The sequence below is a fragment of the Mizugakiibacter sp. genome (assembly GCF_039680435.1).
Classification (GTDB): domain Bacteria; phylum Pseudomonadota; class Gammaproteobacteria; order Xanthomonadales; family Rhodanobacteraceae; genus Mizugakiibacter.
Genome location: NZ_JBDKSX010000031.1, coordinates 25370 through 41395 on the forward strand (window position 1 = coordinate 25370; position 16026 = coordinate 41395).

A 16026-nucleotide genomic window follows, 5' to 3' on the forward strand; every position below is an offset into this window, starting at 1 on the left:
ACGGTTAGGGCGGACCCCAAAAATCGTGTTAGTTTAACGACTGCCCCAGCCGCGCACAATCAAGCGCGCGGCGCGACCGCAGCCTCCGATGACCCGTATCGCACGCGCGCTGAGCTTCGTGATCCGCTTCGCGATCGTCGGCCTCGCCGTCGCGTTCGTGATCACGCTCGCGTGGCCGCAGGCCGGCGCGGCGCTGCGCGCGCGCCTCGGCCTGGCCGCCGCGGCCGCGCCCGGCCTGCCCGCGGCGGCCGCCACGCCCGGCAGCGGGCCGGCTTCCTATGCCGATGCGGTCGCCCGCGCGGCGCCGGCGGTGGTCAACATCTACGCCAACAAGCTGGTCACCGAGCGCCAGCTTCGCGTGTATCCGGATCCGCTGCTGCGCCGCCTGTTCGGCGGCGTCGCGCTCGGGCCGGCCTACCAGCGCCGCGAGCAGAGCCTCGGCTCCGGCGTGATCGCCAGCGCCGACGGCTACGTGCTCACCAACAACCACGTCATCGCCGGCGCCAACGACATCCAGGTGCTGCTGTACGACGGCCGCGTGGCGCAGGCGCGCGTGATCGGCACCGATGCCGACACCGACCTCGCCGTGCTGAAGATCGACGCCCGCCACCTGCCGGCGGTGGCGGTCGCCGCGGCGAAGCCGCCGCGGGTCGGCGACGTGGTGCTGGCGATCGGCAACCCGTTCGGCATCGGCCAGACCGTGACCATGGGCATCGTCAGCGCGAACGGGCGCCAGTTGAACCTGTCCACCTACGAGGACTTCATCCAGACCGACGCGGCGATCAACTCCGGCAACTCCGGCGGCGCGCTGGTCAACGCGCATGGCGAACTGGTCGGCATCAACACCGCGATGCTCGGCCGTGCCAGCGGCGCCGAGGGCATCGGCTTCGCCATTCCGGTGCGCACGGCGAACACGGTGCTGGAGCAGATCGTCGACCACGGCGGCGTGACCCGCGGCTGGATCGGCGCCGACTACGGCCGCCTGTCGATCGCCGCCGACAGCGGCCTGCCCGCGGCCGCGCGAGGCGCCGAAGTGCTGGACGTCTACGTCGGCGGTCCGGCGGCAAAGGCCGGGCTGCGCCCCGGCGACGTGCTGCTGCGCCTCGACGAGCACGACATCCTCGATCCGTCCGACCTGCGCAACCGCGAAGCCGCGCTGAAGCCGGGTACCGAGGTGACCCTGTCCGGCCTGCGCGACGGCACGCCGTTCCGCGCCGCCGTGATGCTGGCGCAGCGCCCGCGCTATTCCTCGCTGAGCGAGGGCTGAGCGGCGCGCGAACGGTTCAGGGCAACGCCGGCGCCCGCGCCTGCCCTGCCGTGCCCGCGCCGTCGCCGGCCGTCGCCGCGCGGTAGCGCTGCGCGAGCTGGGCGACGCGCTGCACGTACACCCGCGTCTCGTCGTACGGCGGCACGCCGCCGTACTTGCGCACCGCCGCCGCGCCGGCGTTGTAGGCCGCCGCGGCGAGCCGCTCGTCGCCGTGGAAGCTCTTCAGCAATTGCGCCAGGTACTGCGCGCCGCCGCGAATGTTCTGGCCGGCGTCGAACGCGTCGGCCACGCCGAGATCGGCGGCCGTGTCCGGCATCAACTGCATCAGGCCCTGCGCGCCCTTGCGCGACACCGCGTAGGGATTGAACGCCGACTCCGCATGGATCACCGCGCGCAGCAGCGCCGCGTCCACGCCCGAACCCGCGGCGGCGCGGGCGACCTCGTCGCGGTAGGCGGTCAGGCGCAGCGGGGTGTGCGCCCAGTCGATGGTCGAATGCACGTCGCAGGCGACGCAGGTGGCGATATAGGTGAACAGCACCTTGACCTCGCCGCCGCGCGCGTGCGCGCCGATGTTGGTGTACTCGACGCTGCCGTCGGCGCGGGTGACCCGGTAGACCGCGCCGCTGAGCACCCGCGGCCGGTCCGCGGACGCCGCGGCCGGCTTGGCCGCGGGCGCGGCGGCGGGCGGCCCCGCGACGGCGGCAGGGGGTTTTGCCGGCTGTTCGCGGTACTGCCAGCGCCCGCGCGACGGCGCGGCGGGGGCGGCGCTGCCGCTTTCGCCGGCCACGCGGCGGCAGTCGCTATAGCCGTCCGGACGGCTGGCGAACACGGTCTCGCCCTGCGGGCCGCTGCAGCGGTACAGCCCGCCGGCGTGCGCGGGCAGGCCCCAGCCGCCCGCCAGCAGCGCGCACCCCAGCAGGCCGCGCGCGAGGCGCGCGCGGCGGGACGACGGCAACGGTCGGCCTTCGCGGCCGCCGCTTTCCCCCTTGCGGACGGCGGTGTGCATGGCGGGCGCAGTGTGCGCTGCCCGCCACGCCCTGCCAAGCGACGCCGTTCACGCTGGCGGCTGCGCGCTGGCGAGCGCCCACCCCACGGCGTAAAGTACGCGGTTCGCCGCCCATTCCGTTCCTTTCCATGTCCGGCAAACTGTTCATCAAGACCCACGGCTGCCAGATGAACGAGTACGACTCCGCCAAGATGGCGGACGTGCTGAAGGCGGCGCACGGCCTCGAGCTGACCGACAACGAGGCCGAGGCCGACGTCATCCTGATCAACACCTGCGCGATCCGCGAGAAGGCGCAGGAAAAGGTGTTCAGCCAGCTCGGCCGCTGGAAGCACCTGAAGGCGGGGGACAAGCCGGTGGTGATCGGCGTGGGCGGCTGCGTGGCCAGCCAGGAGGGCGAGGGCATCGTCAAGCGCGCGCCGTTCGTCGACCTGGTGTTCGGCCCGCAGACCCTGCACCGCCTGCCGCAGATGATCGATGCCCACCGCGCCAGCGGTCGCCCGCAGGTCGACATCAGCTTCCCCGAGATCGAGAAGTTCGACCGCCTGCCCGAGCCGCGCGCCGAGGGTCCGACCGCGTTCGTCTCGATCATGGAAGGCTGCTCGAAGTACTGCTCCTACTGCGTGGTGCCGTACACCCGCGGCGAGGAGATCAGCCGCCCGTTCGACGACGTGCTGGCCGAGGTCGCCACGCTCGCCGAGCAGGGCGTCAAGGAAGTGAACCTGCTGGGCCAGAACGTCAACGCCTACCGCGGGCCGATGCACGACGGCGGCACCGCCGACCTCGCCCTGCTGATCCACGCGATCGCGCAGCTCGACGGCATCGGCCGCATCCGCTTCACCACCTCGCACCCGGTCGAATTCAGCGACTGCCTGATCGCCGCCTACCGCGACGTGCCCAAGCTGGCCAACTACCTGCACCTGCCGGTGCAGGCCGGCTCCGACCGCGTGCTCGCCGCGATGAAGCGCGGCTACACCACGCTGGAATACAAGCAGCGCATCCGCAAGCTGCGCGCGGTGCGCCCGGACATCTCGGTCAGCTCGGACTTCATCGTCGGCTTCCCCGGCGAGACCGACCACGATTTCGAGCAGACCATGAAGCTGATCGAGGACGTCGGCTTCGACCAGAGCTTCTCCTTCATTTTCTCGAAGCGCCCCGGCACGCCGGCGGCCAAGCTCGCCGACGACACGCCCGACGCGGTCAAGCACGCGCGCCTGACGCGCCTGCAGGAAGCGCTCAACGCCAACGCGCGGCGCATCAGCGAGGCGATGGTCGGCAGCGTGCAGCGCGTGCTGGTCGAGGGTCCCAGCAGGAAGAACCCGGACGAGATGACCGGGCGCACCGAGAACATGCGCTACGTCAATTTCGCCGGGCACGCACGCCTGGTCGGCCAGTTCGTCGACGTGGTGATCACCGCGGCGATGTCCAATTCGCTGCGCGGCCGCGTGCGCCAGGCCGACGAGGCGGCGGCGTGACCGACGTCCTTACCCAGCGCGACCTCGCCCTCGAACCCGAGGACGTGGAGCGCCTCGCCAACCTGTGCGGGCCGTTCGACGAGCACCTGCGCCAGGTCGAGCTGCGCCTGGGCGTCGAGATCAACAACCGCGGCAACCTGTTCCGCGTGATCGGCGAGGAGCCTGCGGTGAAGGCCGCGGCCAAGGTGCTGCGCGACCTCTACGCCGCCACCGCGCGCGAAACGCTGGAAGGCCACAAGATCAACCTCTACCTCGCCGAATCCGGCATCGACGCCATCCAGGCCGACGCGGCGGAAGGCGCGCAGGAGGTGGCGATCAGGGTCAAGCGCGGCGTGATCAAGGGCCGCGGCCCCAACCAGGCGCGCTACCTGCACGCGATCGCCACCCACGACATCAACTTCGGCGTCGGCCCGGCCGGCACCGGCAAGACCTATCTCGCCGTGGCCAGCGCGGTGGAGGCGCTGACCGCCGGCCGCGCGCAGCGCCTGATCCTGGTGCGCCCGGCGGTCGAGGCCGGCGAGAAGCTCGGCTTCCTGCCCGGCGACCTCAGCCAGAAGGTCGACCCCTACCTGCGTCCGCTGTACGACGCGCTGTACGAAATGCTCGGCTTCGAGAAGGTGGCCAAGCTGATCGAGCGCAACGTGATCGAGATCGCGCCGCTGGCCTACATGCGCGGGCGCACGCTGAACGATTCGTTCGTGATCCTCGACGAGGCGCAGAACACCACCGTCGAGCAGATGAAGATGTTCCTGACCCGCATCGGCTTCGGCTCGGTGGCGGTGATCACCGGCGACGTCACCCAGGTCGACCTGCCGCGCAACGTGCGCTCCGGCCTGCGCCACGCGCTGGAGGTGCTGCGCGGTGTCGACGGCATCAGCGCCACCTTCTTCACCTCGAAGGACGTGGTGCGCCACCCGCTGGTGGCGAAGATCGTGCGCGCGTACGAGGCGTTCGAGGAGAACGGGACCGCGGAGTCCGGGACTCGGGACGCGGGACTCGGGACCCGGGAAAAACAGGGCCATGCGGACTGACGCGCCGTCCGCCCATCCCCACGCCTCCGCCATGCCACGCAAGCGCACGCCGTCCGCTCTTCCGGGCTCCGGGCCGCGGGCCCCGAGTCCCGTTGTCGTGCAAGTGGGCTACGCCCTGCCCCGTCGCGGACTGCCGGCGCCGCTCAGCCTGCGGCGCTGGGTCGAGGCGGCGCTGCGCGGCGCGCGCCGGCGGCGGCCGGCGGCGGTCGACCTGCGCATCGTCGGCGCCGCCGAGGGCCGCGCGCTGAACCGCCGCTACCGCGGCCGCGACTACGCCACCAACGTGCTGTCCTTCCCCGCCGAGCTGCCGGCCGGCGTGAACCTGCCGCTGCTGGGCGACCTGGTGATCTGCGCGCCGGTGGTCGCCCGCGAGGCCGCCGAACAGGGCAAGCCGCTCGTCCACCACTGGGCGCACCTCGCCGTGCACGGCACCCTGCACCTGCTGGGCTACGACCACGAGCGCCCCGCCGACGCCGGCCGCATGGAAGCGCTGGAGCGGCGCATCCTGGCCGGGTTGGGCATCGCCGATCCCTACGCGCCGCGCTGAGCCGGCCGCGGCTCGCGGTCGGGTCACGCACCTCTTCCGGGCCGGCGGACACGGCTTCGCCGGCCCTCCCCCTGCGCGGCCGAGTCGGCGAGTACGGCTTTTTCAATCAATGGCTTGCACCTGACGACCGCAGCCGCAGCCGCCGCCCGCCGGGTACCGTCCGCGGTTTTCGGTTAGACTCGCCAGCCCGCCCCGACAGGGGTCGTGTCGCTTTCGCTGCATGAACGAGGATCCGAGTACCACCGGCCCGGCGCACCGATCATGGTGGGACCGTCTGGGCCACATGCTTTCCGGCGAGCCGCGCAACCGCGAGGAGTTGCTCGAGGAACTGCGCGCCGCCCGGGCCAACGGCCTGCTCTCCGACGACAGCCTGGCGATGGCCGAAGGCGCCATCCGGGTGACCGACCTCAGCGTCGGCGACGTGATGGTCGCGCGCTCGCAGATGGTGATGATCCCGGCCGACGCGCCGCTGACCGACATCCTGGCGATCGTCACCGAGTCCGGCCATTCGCGCTTTCCCGTGCACGGCGAGGACAAGGACGAGATCCTCGGCATCCTGCTCGCCAAGGACCTGCTGAAGCACTTCGGCCACGACCACGACTGCGACGTGCGCGCGCTGCTGCGCCCGGCGGTGATGATCCCCGAGTCGATGCGCCTGAACGTGCTGCTCGCCGAGTTCCGCGACAGCCGCAACCACATGGCGATCGTGGTCGACGAGTACGGTGGCGTCGCCGGCCTGATCACCATCGAGGACGTGCTCGAGCAGATCGTCGGCGAGATCGACGACGAGCACGACGACGAGGAAGCGCCGACGCTGATCCAGCCCCTGCCCGACGGCGCCTTCCTGGTCAGCGCGCTGACCCCGATCGCCGACTTCAACGAGCGCTTCGGCACCGCGTACTCCGACGAGGAATTCGACACCGTCGGCGGCCTGGTCACCGCCGCCGTCGGCCACCTGCCGGAATCCGGCGAGGAGGCCGCGCTGGCCGGATTCCGCTTCCACGTCACCCAGGCGGACGACCGCCGCGTGCACCAGTTCCGCGTGCTGCCGCAGCATGCAGCGTGAGCGCATGACGCGCGCGCTGCGGCGGCTGGCTGCGCTGCTGCTCGCCTGCGCGCTGCTGGCGCCGGCGTCGCCGGCGCGCGCCGGCATCGCCGACGCGCCGGGCGAGGCGCTGGAAATCGCGCTGGTCACCTACGGGCCGGGCACGATCTACTGGGAGCGCTTCGGCCACGACGCCATCGAGGTGCGCGACACCGTCGGCGGCGAGGCGGTCGCGTTCAACTACGGCGTGTTCGACTTCGAGCAGCGCGACTTCCTGCTCAACTTCGCGCGCGGCTACATGATCTACCGCATGGACGCCGTGCCTGCGGCCGAGGACGCGGCCTACTACGCGACCGAGGGTCGCCGGGTGACGCGCCAGACGCTGGCGCTGACCCCGCCGCAGCGCGCCGCGCTGCGCGACTTCCTGCTGTGGAACGTGCAACCGGCGCACACCCAGTACCGCTACGACTACTTCACCGACAACTGCACCACGCGCGTGCGCGATGCGCTCGACCGCGCGCTCGGCGGCGCGATCCGCCGCCAGACCCAGGCGCCTTCGCACGGCTTCACCTACCGCATGCACACCGACCGCCTGCTCGCCGCGCAGCCGGCGCTGATGCTGCTGGTCGACCTCGGGCTCGGGCCGGCCGCGGATCGCCGGCTGTCGTACTGGGACGAGAGCTTCGTGCCGATGGTGCTGATGCGCGTGCTGCGCGAGGTGCAGCTGCCCGACGGCCGCGGTGGCACGCAGCCGCTGGTAGCGCACGAGGCGCAACTCGACGCCGGCCGCCTGCCGGCGCCGCCGGGCCTGCCGCCTGACCTGCGCCTGCCGTTCCTGTTGGCCGCGCTGCTGCTGGGCAGCGGTCTCGCCTGGGCCGGCCACCACGCGCCGCGCCGGCACGCCGCGCGCCTGGCGTTCGCCTGGGGCGGCGCGCTGTACGCGCTCGCCGCCGGCCTGGCCGGACTGTTCATGGCCCTGCTGTGGACGGCCACCGCGCACCGCTACGCCTGGGCCAACGAGAACCTGCTGCTGTTCAGCCCGCTGGCGCTGCTGCTGGTACCCGCGCTGCTGCGGCTCGCCCGCGCCGACGCGCGCAGCGGCCGCTTCGCGCGCGCGCTCGCCGCACTGCTCTTGCTGACGGCGGGTTTCGCGCTGTTCGCCAAGATCCTGCCCTGGTTCGTGCAGCAGAACCTGGCGTGGATCGAGCTCGGCCTGGCGCTGAACCTCGCGCTCGCCTACGGCCTCTGGCGCCACCGCTGAACGATTGCCGCGCCCGGCGGCGGCGGGCATGATGACCGCATGAACGACACCGGCGCCGCCGCACGCATGGTCATCAACTGCGTCGCCTACAGCCGCAGCGGCCAGCGCCTGCGCGACATCACCCTGGACGAGATCAGCGACGTCCTCGAGCAGCCCGACACCTTCGTCTGGGTCGGCCTGCACGAGCCGGACGCGGCGCTGCTGGCAAAGCTGCAGGAGGAATTCGGCCTGCACGACCTCGCCGTCGAGGACGCGCAGAACGCGCACCAGCGCCCCAAGATCGAGGTCTACGGCGACTCGCTGTTCATCGTCGCGCAGACCGCGCAACTGGTCGGCGGCAGCCTCGCCTTCGGCGAGACCCACGTGTTCGTCGGCCCGCGCTACCTGGTGACGGTGCGCCACGGCGCCTCGCTCAGCTACGCGCCGGCGCGGCGCAGCTGCGAGCAGAGCCCGGAACTACTGGCGTACGGCCCCAGCTACGGCCTGTACGCCGTGCTCGACTTCATCGTCGACAACTTCCTGCCGATCGTGCGCGACTTCAAGGAAGAGCTGCAGGAACTCGAGCACGACATCTTCGCCGAGACCTTCAAGCGCGAGACGATCAGGCGCCTGTACGAGATGCAGCGCGAGCTGGTCACGCTGCGCCTGGCGGTGGCGCCGTTGCAGGACATCCTCAGCCAGCTGGTGCGCCTGTATCCGCACCTGGTGCGCGACGAGGTGCGGGTCTACTTCCGCGACGTCTACGACCACGTGTTCCGCGTCAACGAGGCGATTGGCACGATGCGCGAGATGCTCTCGGCGGCGATGACGATCAACCTGTCGCTGGTCACGGTCGGCCAGAACGAGGTGGTCAAGAAGCTGGCCGGCTGGGCCGCGCTGCTGGCCGCGCCGACGCTGCTGGCGAGCTGGTACGGCATGAACTTCCACCACATGCCCGAGCTGGACAAGCCGTGGGCCTACCCCGGCATGATCCTGCTCACCGCGGTCATCTGCGGCGGCCTCTATTCGGTGCTCAAGCGCGCGAAGTGGCTGTAGGCGGCGCGCGCCGGAATCACGCCGCCGGCGCCGGCTGGCGGCGCGACAGCCACAGCAGGAACAGGCCGATCGCGATCAGCGGCAGCGACAGCACCTGGCCCATGGTCAGCCAGTGCGTGTCCAGCAGGTAGCCGAGCTGCACGTCCGGCTCGCGCACGAACTCGACCGCGAAGCGGAAGCAGCCGTACAGCAGCGCGAACAGGCCCGACACCGCGAAACGACGCCGCGGCTTGCGCGAGAACAGCCACAGCGCGGCGAACATCACCACGCCCTCCAGCGCGAATTCGTAGAGCTGCGAGGGATGCCGCGCGAAGGCGTCCAGCGCTCCGCTCGCGTACAGCGCCTTCAACTGCGCCACGTCCATGTCCTGGAAACGCGGATCGAGCTGCAGCGCGTGCGGGAAGATCATGCCCCACGGCTTGCCGGTGACGTGCCCCCACAGCTCGCCATTGATGAAGTTGCCGAGCCGGCCGAGGCCGAGCCCGATCGGCACCAGCGGCGCGACGAAGTCGATCGCGTCGAAGAAAGGCACGCGGGTGCGCCGCGACCACCACAGGCCGGCGGCGAGCACGCCGAGCAGGCCGCCGTGGAACGACATGCCGCCGTCCCAGACGCGGAACAGCGCCAGCGGATCGCGCCAGATCCAGTCCGGCGACACGTAGAACAGCATGTAACCGACGCGGCCGCCGACGATCACGCCCATCATCGCGTAGAACGCGAGATCGGCGAATGCGTCCTTGCTGACCGCCAGCCGCCCTGCGCGGCGGCGACGCTCGCCCAGCCACCAGGCGCCGAGGAAGCCGAGCAGGTACATCAGGCCGTACCAATGCACGGCGACCGGGCCGAGGTGGAAGGCGACCGGGTCGATGTCGACGAAGAACGGATGCGTCATGCGGAGCACTCGTGGGGCCGGCGCTGGGACCGCGCCAGGTCAGCGGGGTTCCCTCACGCCGGCAGCACGCGGCAGAGATAGCCCTTCAGGTAATCGGTCTCGGGAATCGCCGGATGCACCGGATGGTCCGGCGCCTGCTGCAGCTGCATCAGCGCCTGCACCTGGCGGTCGAGATGGCGCGCCGCCTGCTGCACGCCGTCCAGCAGCAGCGGCCGCGGCATATGGTACGAGCACGAGCAGGTGACCAGGATGCCGTCCTTCGCCAGCGCCTGCATGCCCAGCTCGTTGAGCCGGCGGTAGGCCAGCCGGCCTTCGGCGAGATCCTTCTTGCGCTTGACGAAGGCCGGCGGGTCGAGGATCACCACGTCGAAGTGTTCGCGGCGCTCGCGCAGCGCCTTGAGAAAGTCGAACGCGTCGGCGCGCTCCGCGCGCACGCGGTCGCCGAGCCCGTTGCGGCGGGCATTGCCGGCGATCGCCGCGACCGCCTGCGCCGAAGCATCCACGCACACGACCTCGGCCGCGCCCATCGCCGCCGCGCGCAGGCCCCAGGCGCCGAGGTAGCTGAACATGTCCAGCACGCGCGCGCCCTTGACGAACGGCGCGAGCCGGTCGCGGTTGGCGCGCTGGTCGTAGAACCAGCCGGTCTTCTGGCCACCGGTCGCGTCCGCGGCGAATTCGAGCCCGCCCTCGCGCACCGTCAGCGCGTCCGGTGGCGTGCCGAAACCGACGTCGGCATAGGCGGGCAGCCCCTCCAGCGCGCGGATCGCGGCATCGTTCTTCCACAGCAGCGCGGCCGGCTTCAGCACCTTGTCCACCGCCGCCTCGACCTCCGGCTTCAGACGCTCGATGCCGGCGGTGGTCGCCTGCGCGACCACCACCTCGCCGAAGCGGTCGAGCGTCAGGCCGGGCACGCCGTCGGATTCGCCGTACAGCAGCCGGTAGTACGGCTCGGCGTACAGGCGCTCGCGCAGGCCGAGCGCGACCTTGATGCGGTGCGTCAGCAGCGAGCGGTCCAGCGCGTGCTCGAGGCCGCGATTGACCAGGCGCGCGCAGATCAGCGAATTCGGGTTGACGTAGCCGACGCCGAGCGGCTTGTCGCGCGCATCGACGATCACGCAAGGCTCGCCCGGCGCGAATCCGGACAGCGGGGAGCGCGCCACGTCGACCTCGTTGGAGAACACCCACAGGTGCCCGGCGCGCAGGCGTGCGTCCTCGCCGCGCTTGAGGTACAGGGCCGGGTAAGCGATGCCTTCGGACACGGCGGGGTTCCACGCGCGGAAACCGTGCACGGTAAACGACCGCGCCGGTCCCGGCAACGACGGCCACCGCGCCCGGCGACCTAACACGCGGCGCCGCCTAGGAAAAAGTCGCATGCCGCGCCGAACGGCCGGCTGGCATACTCGGGCGTTCACGTCGATGGAGGGGGCTCCATGTCCGTTGCACGCATCACCCGTTTCGCTCTTGCGGGCGTCCTGTTCGCCGCCACGCTCGCCGCCCGGCCCGCCGACGCGGCGGCGCCGTCGTATGCCGACTTCGCCCGGCACCCGACGCTGGGCAGCCCCGCGCTGTCGCCCGACGGCCAGCATCTCGCGGTGTCGGTACACGAGCAGGAGAACGGCGAGAACAGCTACGCGCTGGCGGTACTGCACCTGCCGGATCTCAAGCCGGTCAGCCGCCTCAAGATGAATGCGGATTACCTGCCGCTGGACATCACCTGGGTCGACAACGAACGGCTCGTGCTGACCACCGGCAAGGAAACGGGCTTCGCCGAAGCGCCCTCGGCAACCGGCGACATCCTCGCGGTGAATATCGACGGTTCCGACAAGCGCCTGCTGTACAGCCCGAGCAAGCGCAGCTCGATCAGCGCCATGCGCACCATCCTCAGCATCCCGATCGGCTTCGGCCAGATCAGCGGCGTGCCGGACGTGCCGAACGGGCATTTCTACCTGACCGTGTATCCGTTCCCGACGCGCGGCGGCGCCGACGCGCAGGCCAACAAGACGCTGATCTACGACATCGACTCGCGCAGCGGCAGCGTCAAGGAGATCGGCTCGATCGACCGGGACGGCTACGACTTCCTGGTGCACGACGGCGTCGCGCGCTATGCCTTCGGCGAAGACAACGACTTCGTCGAGCACGTCTACTATCGCGCCGGCGCGGACCAGCCCTGGACCGAGTTGCCCGCCGCGGTGGTCGGCAAGCGCTTCCAGCCGCGCGGGATCAGCCCCGACGGGCAGCACCTGTACGCGCTCGGCAACCCGACCGGCGGGGCCGACGCGCTGACCGTCAGCAACCTCGACGGCAGCGGCCGCCGGGTGCTGGCGTCCGATCCGCGCGTCAGCATCGCCAGCGTCGCCTGGACGCCGCCGCACCAGGCCCCGTTCGCCGCGATCGCGCTGGACGGCAAGCCGACCGTCACCTATCTCGACGACAGCCGCTACGCGGCAGCCATGAAGTCGCTCAACGAGGCGTTCCCGGACCACTTCGTGTCGTTCGCCGACATGAGCAGCGACGGCTCGACCATCCTGGTGCGCGCGGTCAGCGACCGCGACCCCGGCACCTACGCGCTGTTCGACACCGCGACCGGCAAGCTGCGGCCGCTGTACCAGCTCATGCCGTGGCTCAAGGCCGACCAGCTCGGCGAGCGCCGGCCGTTCTGGTTCAAGGCCTCCAGCGGCGCCGAGCTGGGCGGTTTCATCACCCTGCCGCCGCACCGCGTCGAGAAGAACCTGCCGACCATCGTCCTGCCGCACGGCGGCCCGATCGGCGTCCAGCACATGTGGCCGATCGGCTCGTGGGACGACATGGAAACCCAGTTCCTCGCCTCGCGCGGCTACGCCGTGGTGCAGGTCAACTACCGCGGCTCCGGCGGGCGCGGCAAGAACTTCGAGGATGCCGGCAAGCTGCAGATGGGCACCGGCATGATGCAGGACATGCTGGACGCGCTGAAGTGGGCCGAGGCGCAGGGCTACAGCGATCCGGCCAGGGTTTGCGTGTACGGCGCCAGCTACGGCGGCTACTCGGCCTATTTCCTGCCCGTGTATGCGCCGCAGGGCACGCTGAAGTGCGCGGTCGCCATCGCCGGCGTCTCCGACATCCGCGTGCAGGCCGACCGCAGCGACACGCGCCGCTCGCGCGCCGGGCGCAACTTCCTGCGCGAGGCATGGGGCATGGACGATCCCGCCTACATCGCCGCCAACTCGGCGGTGGACCACATCGACAAGTTCAACGTGCCGGTGCTGATCGTTCACGGCGAGGACGACCCTCGCGTGCCGGTGCAGAACGCGCGCGAGATGCGCGACGCGCTCGAGAAGGCCGGCAAGCCGTTCGAGTACATGACCCGGCCCAAGGAAGGCCACGGCTTCTTCAAGGAGCAGAACAACGTCGACCGCTACGAGATCACCGAGAAGTTCCTGCTGAAGTATCTCGGCCCCGGCGCGCCGGTCGCGAACTGAGCCTCGCCGTCACGCAGCGCCCGGCCCCGCGCCGGGCGCTGCTTTTTTGCGTTTCCGCAAAGCAGCAGGGCGGGCGCAGCCGCGCGCCGCAGTGCCGGTGGAATTTCCTGCGCAGGGAGTCCGGCCCCGAACCGCCGGCGTTGCGCTAGGCTCGCCGCATGTCCAACCGACTCGCCCTCGAAACCAGCCCCTACCTGCGCCAGCACGCCGACAACCCGGTGGACTGGTGGCCGTGGAGCGACGCGGCGCTCGCGCACGCGCGCGCCACCGACACGCCGATCCTGCTCTCGGTCGGCTACGCCGCCTGCCACTGGTGCCACGTGATGGCGCACGAAAGCTTCGAGGACGCGGCGACCGCGGCGGCGATGAACGCTCGGTTCGTCAACATCAAGGTGGATCGCGAGGAGCGCCCCGACCTCGACCGCGTCTACCAGCTCGCCCACCAGGCGCTGACCGGGCGCGGCGGCGGCTGGCCACTGACCGTGTTCCTCGATCCGCAGGATCTCACCCCGTTCTTCGCCGGCACCTACTTCCCGCGCGAGCCGCGCTACGGCATGCCCGGCTTCGCGCAATTGCTGCAGTGGCTGCGCGAAGCCTTCGACCGGCAGCGCGACGCGCTGCGCGAACAGGCCGTCGAGCTGCGCACGTGGCTGGCCGCGATCGGCCAGGACGCGCCGGGCGCACGGCCGGACGCCGCGCCGCTGCGCGCGGCGCTCGCGCGCATCGCCGCGCGCCACGATCCCGACCACGGCGGCAGACGCGGCGCGCCCAAGTTCCCGCACGCGGGCGAACTCGAACTGCTGCTGGACGAGGCGGACGCGCCGCTCGGCGCGGCGCAGGGCGAGGTCGGCGCGGCGGACTGCGCGGCGATGGCGCGGCGCACCCTGGAGCGCATGGCCGCCGGCGGCCTGTACGACCACCTCCAGGGCGGCTTCTTCCGCTATTGCGTCGACGCGACGTGGGCGATCCCGCACTTCGAGAAGATGCTGTACGACAACGCGCTGCTGCTGCCGCTGTATGCGCGCGCGGCGCGCCTGTGGAACGACGCGGCGATGCGCGCGGCCTGCCTCGGCACCGCGGCGTGGCTGCAGGCCGACCTGCGCCTCGCCGACGGCGGCTACGCCAGCGCGCGCGACGCCGACAGCGAGGGCGAGGAAGGCCGCTACTACCTGTGGCGGCGCGACGAGGCGCGCGCGCTGCTCGACGCCGAGGCCTGGGCCGTCGCCGCGCGCGCCTGGGGGCTGGACCGGCCGCCCAACTTCGAGGAGCGCGCCTGGCACCTGCAGCAGGTGCGCGGCACCGCCGAGGTTGCCGCCGAGCTCGGCCTGGACATCGCGTCCGCCGAAGCGCGCCTGCAGCGTGCGCGCGAGCGCCTGCTCGCCGCGCGCGCGCAGCGCACGCCGCCGCTGCGCGACGACAAGCGGCTGACCGCATGGAACGCGCTGCTCGCCGCCGGGTTGGCGCGCGCGGCGCGCTGGCTGCCCGACGACGCCGCGGCGCTGGCCGCGGCGTCCGCCGGCATCCTCGACACGCTGCGCGCGGGCGCCTGGATTGACGGCCGCCTGTACGCCTGCCACGCCGGCGGCGCGGCGCGTTTTCCCGCCTATCTCGACGACCATGCCTTCCTGCTCGACGCGCTGCTGGCGCAGCTGCAATGCGCGTTCCGACCGCACGATCTCGCCTGGGCGGTCGCGCTGGCCGACACGCTGCTGGAGCGCTTCGAGGATCGCCCGCGCGGCGGCTTCTGGTTCACCGCGCACGACGCCGAGGTGCTGATCCAGCGCCCCAAGTCATGGACCGACGACAGCCTGCCGAGCGGCAGCGCCGTCGCCATCGACGCCTTGCTGACGCTCGGCCATCTGCTCGGCGAGACGCGCTACCTCGACGCCGCCGAACGCGCGCTGCGCGCCGCCGCCGCGCCGCTGGCGCAGCACCCCGACGCCTGCCCCACCCTGCTGCGCGCGCTGCGCCATGCGCTGGCGCCGCGCGCGCAGGTGATCGTGCGCTGCACAGCCGCCGAGGCCGAGGCGTGGCGCGCCGCGCTGTACGCGCTCTCGCCGGCGCGCGCCGATGTCTTCGTGATACCGGCAGCGTCGGACGCACTGCCAGGCATGCTGGGCGCGCGCGTCGCCCGAACCGGCGGCGTTGCCTATGTGTGCGAAGGCCTGAGCTGCCGTGCGCCGATCGATTCGCCCGCGGCGCTGCTCACCGCACTGCGGGACTGACCGGACCCCAAGCCTCGTAGGGCGGAATCCGCGCAGCGGCTTCCGCCACGCACCAGTCGCGGTGACCCGCCGTGGCGGAAGCGCCGCCGCGCGGCGACTCCGCCCTACAGCACCACCGGCCGGTCGGGCAGTTCGTCGGCCGCGCCCGCAGCGCGCGGCGGCAGGTGCGCGGCCAGCAGGTCGTGGGTGGCGGCGATGCCGGCCTGCGCGCCGCCGACCCAGTCGTCGGCGGCGAAGCGCTCGCGCATCGCCGCGCAGACCGCTTCCCAGGCGACCGCCGGCACGTGCCGTGCCACCTCGCGGTCGGCGACGATCTCGATCGCGTGATCGGCCAGCAGCAGGTACAGCAGCACGCCGGTGCGCTGCGCGGTGTCCCACACGCGCAGGTGGGCGAACGCCTGCTCGGCGCGCTGGCGCGGCGTGCGTTGTGCGATCAGCTCCGCCAGGGTCAGCCGCGCCTCCAGCGCGAAGCACACCTCGCCGCCGTGGCGCGCTTCGCCGGCGGCGATCGCGGCCTGGATCGCGTCCATCGCCGCGGCCGGGAAGCGCCGCCGCGCCGGCATCGCGAACAGATGCCGCAGCAGGCGCGTGCGCATCACCAGCTCCCCGACGCGCCGCCGCCGCCGGTCATGCCGCCGCCGCCGGAAAATCCGCCACCGCCGAAACCGCCGCGGCCGCCGCCGCCAAAACCGCCCGGCCAGCCGCCGCCCCAGCCGCCGCGGCGCGCGAACATGCCGCCGCCGGTGACCGGCAGCAGGCCGACCACCAGGCCGATCGCGAGGCCGGCCAA

At 72.0% G+C, this 16026-nt stretch carries 14 protein-coding genes; 9 read left to right on the plus strand and 5 right to left on the minus strand.

Translation table 11 applies throughout. The features are described 5' to 3' along the window. The first annotated feature begins 88 nt into the window (after window positions 1–88). On the plus strand, window positions 89–1267 hold the full coding sequence (locus tag ABFC67_RS03875; protein ID WP_346736730.1) for a trypsin-like peptidase domain-containing protein: 1179 nt from the start codon (window positions 89–91) through the stop codon (window positions 1265–1267). A 16-nt stretch (window positions 1268–1283) separates the two neighbouring features. On the opposite strand, the gene ABFC67_RS03880 is transcribed toward ABFC67_RS03875, so the two are convergent. Next, on the minus strand, window positions 1284–2273 hold the full coding sequence (locus ABFC67_RS03880) for a lytic transglycosylase domain-containing protein (RefSeq protein WP_346736731.1): 990 nt from the start codon (window positions 2271–2273) through the stop codon (window positions 1284–1286). Window positions 2274–2401: 128 nt separating this feature from the next. On the opposite strand from ABFC67_RS03880, the gene miaB reads away from it, so the two are divergent. The 6 genes from miaB to ABFC67_RS03910 all read left to right on the plus strand — a co-directional run bounded on the left by miaB (window position 2402) and on the right by ABFC67_RS03910 (window position 8664). Continuing rightward, window positions 2402–3745, plus strand: a complete 1344-nt coding sequence (miaB, locus tag ABFC67_RS03885; RefSeq protein ID WP_346736732.1) for a tRNA (N6-isopentenyl adenosine(37)-C2)-methylthiotransferase MiaB — start codon at window positions 2402–2404, stop codon at window positions 3743–3745. After that, on the plus strand, window positions 3742–4776 hold the full coding sequence (locus ABFC67_RS03890) for a PhoH family protein (protein WP_346736733.1): 1035 nt from the start codon (window positions 3742–3744) through the stop codon (window positions 4774–4776). The genes miaB and ABFC67_RS03890 overlap by 4 nt, the downstream gene beginning before the upstream one ends. A gap of 31 nt (window positions 4777–4807) precedes the next feature. Next, window positions 4808–5323, plus strand: a complete 516-nt coding sequence (gene ybeY, locus ABFC67_RS03895) for an rRNA maturation RNase YbeY (RefSeq protein WP_346736734.1) — start codon at window positions 4808–4810, stop codon at window positions 5321–5323. A gap of 220 nt (window positions 5324–5543) precedes the next feature. After that, window positions 5544–6389 carry a transporter associated domain-containing protein gene (locus tag ABFC67_RS03900; RefSeq protein ID WP_346736735.1) on the plus strand — a complete coding sequence of 282 codons (846 nt, stop codon included), beginning with the start codon at window positions 5544–5546 and terminating at the stop codon, window positions 6387–6389. Window positions 6390–6393: 4 nt separating this feature from the next. Beyond that, window positions 6394–7629, plus strand: a complete 1236-nt coding sequence (locus ABFC67_RS03905; RefSeq protein ID WP_346736736.1) for a DUF4105 domain-containing protein — start codon at window positions 6394–6396, stop codon at window positions 7627–7629. A gap of 39 nt (window positions 7630–7668) precedes the next feature. Beyond that, window positions 7669–8664 (plus strand): magnesium and cobalt transport protein CorA, encoded by a 996-nt coding sequence (locus ABFC67_RS03910; protein ID WP_346736737.1) that lies wholly within the window; start codon window positions 7669–7671, stop codon window positions 8662–8664. Between the two features lie 16 nt (window positions 8665–8680). Here ABFC67_RS03910 and lgt read toward each other — a convergent pair whose 3' ends face one another. Together lgt and ABFC67_RS03920 are read right to left on the minus strand one after the other, a co-directional pair. Then, window positions 8681–9556: a prolipoprotein diacylglyceryl transferase gene (lgt, locus tag ABFC67_RS03915; RefSeq protein WP_346736739.1), complete on the minus strand. Its 876-nt coding sequence runs from the start codon at window positions 9554–9556 to the stop codon at window positions 8681–8683. A gap of 53 nt (window positions 9557–9609) precedes the next feature. Beyond that, window positions 9610–10803: a class I SAM-dependent rRNA methyltransferase gene (locus tag ABFC67_RS03920; protein ID WP_346736744.1), complete on the minus strand. Its 1194-nt coding sequence runs from the start codon at window positions 10801–10803 to the stop codon at window positions 9610–9612. Between the two features lie 183 nt (window positions 10804–10986). Between ABFC67_RS03920 and ABFC67_RS03925 the strand changes: the two genes are divergently transcribed. Both ABFC67_RS03925 and ABFC67_RS03930 read left to right on the plus strand, forming a co-directional pair. Beyond that, window positions 10987–13011 (plus strand): S9 family peptidase, encoded by a 2025-nt coding sequence (locus ABFC67_RS03925; RefSeq protein ID WP_346736740.1) that lies wholly within the window; start codon window positions 10987–10989, stop codon window positions 13009–13011. A 158-nt stretch (window positions 13012–13169) separates the two neighbouring features. Beyond that, complete coding sequence (locus ABFC67_RS03930) at window positions 13170–15236, plus strand: thioredoxin domain-containing protein (protein ID WP_346736741.1); 2067 nt, start codon at window positions 13170–13172, stop codon at window positions 15234–15236. A 104-nt stretch (window positions 15237–15340) separates the two neighbouring features. Here the strand turns inward: ABFC67_RS03930 and ABFC67_RS03935 are convergent, their stop codons facing one another. Together ABFC67_RS03935 and ABFC67_RS03940 are read right to left on the minus strand one after the other, a co-directional pair. Beyond that, window positions 15341–15832, minus strand: a complete 492-nt coding sequence (locus tag ABFC67_RS03935) for a TPM domain-containing protein (protein ID WP_346736742.1) — start codon at window positions 15830–15832, stop codon at window positions 15341–15343. Continuing rightward, window positions 15832–16026, minus strand: a 195-nt coding sequence (locus ABFC67_RS03940) for a hypothetical protein (RefSeq protein ID WP_346736743.1), incomplete at its 5' end; no start/stop codon positions are given. The genes ABFC67_RS03940 and ABFC67_RS03935, both read right to left, overlap by 1 nt.